Below are 1,139 nucleotides of genomic sequence, written 5' to 3'. Positions count from 1 at the left end.
TAGGCGTGCGCTGCCATGTCCGCTCAGGCATGTCTGCTCAGGCGTGTCTGTGCAGGCCGGCCCGGCGGTGGCGTGAGCCGCATGACCGGATATGCAGGATGCAGGCGGTCAGCTTTTGCTGAAGGCCGTGAGCCGGGCCAGAATGTCATCCAGAAAATGGGCGAAGTTTTCCACGGCGGCGGCATCGTGACCGGCGGCGGCTTCGGCCACCACGTTATCAAGACGGCTGTGGTAATACATGTGGCTTGCGTGCGCGGTTTTGCCCTTGTCCGTAAGGTAGACGTTGAGTCTGGTCATTTTGAGAGGATCTTTTTCCTTGCGTATAAGGCCCTTGCGCTCAAGCTTGCGCAGCATTTCAGAAACGCTGCCCTTGGTGATGCCCAGTTTTTGGGCCAGCCCGCCCACGTGTATGCCCTCGGCATTGTGGATGGTCATGATCATCTGGATTTCGCCCAGATGAATAGGCACATCCGTGCCGAAGTTGCGGCATTGGCGCTCCAGCGCGTAAAAGCGGGTCACCAGCGAGAGCAGGGTAAAACAGATATGATTGTTGCGCAGCCGCTGGATAGCCGGATCAGCCAGGTCGTTAAGAACGGCCTCGTGAATGCGCAGTTCCACTTCTGTTTTTCTGGGGATTTTGTCATGCATGGATGTCGTGTATGGCAGCCATACGTTATTGTCAAGGCAAGGCCCGCGCCGCTGTCCGCTCTTGCGGCCCGGCGCGTGCTGGCTTAGTATGCCTGTGCCTGCGGCCTGCGCCGTGCGGTATGCAAGCCTGAGGTCAGCATGAAGAAAGAAGTCGTCTGCCCGCATTGCGGCAAGCCCTATTCCTGTTTTCGCAATCCTGCGCCCACTGCCGATGTGGTCATTTACGAACCGGGCAGGGGAGTGGTTATTATTCGTCGCAAGCACGCCCCGCTGGGTTTTGCCCTGCCAGGAGGCTTTATTGACGAGGGCGAGCAGGCCGAGGCCGCCGCCGTGCGCGAAATGCGCGAAGAAACCGGGCTGGATGTGGAACTGACGGGCCTTCTTGGCGTATACTCGCGCCCCAAGCGCGACCCGCGCCAGCATACGCTTACGGTGGTATACACGGGCAGGGCGCGTAATCCCGAAGCCGTCATGGCAGGGGATGACGCGAG

The 1,139-nt window shown here is 59.7% G+C and carries 2 protein-coding genes; one reads left to right on the top strand and one right to left on the bottom strand.

Annotated elements, in window-relative coordinates; genetic code table 11:
• Positions 1-108: 108 nt before the first annotated feature.
• Positions 109-648 (bottom strand): MarR family winged helix-turn-helix transcriptional regulator, encoded by a 540-nt coding sequence (locus V6C16_RS13875; RefSeq protein ID WP_333536496.1) that lies wholly within the window; start codon positions 646-648, stop codon positions 109-111.
• A 138-nt stretch (positions 649-786) separates the two neighbouring features.
• Here V6C16_RS13875 and V6C16_RS13870 point away from each other — a divergent pair.
• Positions 787-1,139 (top strand): NUDIX hydrolase (locus V6C16_RS13870; RefSeq protein ID WP_333543508.1); only part of this gene is annotated, 353 nt, incomplete at its 3' end.

This window comes from Desulfovibrio sp. 1188_IL3213, assembly GCF_036763145.1.
GTDB lineage: Bacteria > Desulfobacterota > Desulfovibrionia > Desulfovibrionales > Desulfovibrionaceae > Desulfovibrio.
The sequence above is the reverse complement of the archived record's forward strand: the minus strand, read 5'-3'. Positions and strand labels throughout refer to the sequence as shown.

Bases quoted from the DNA above. Each gene is read 5' to 3' on its own strand.
- V6C16_RS13875 (WP_333536496.1), bottom strand. From the start codon at position 648: ATGCATGACAAAATCCCCAGAAAAACAGAAGTGGAACTGCGCATTCAC.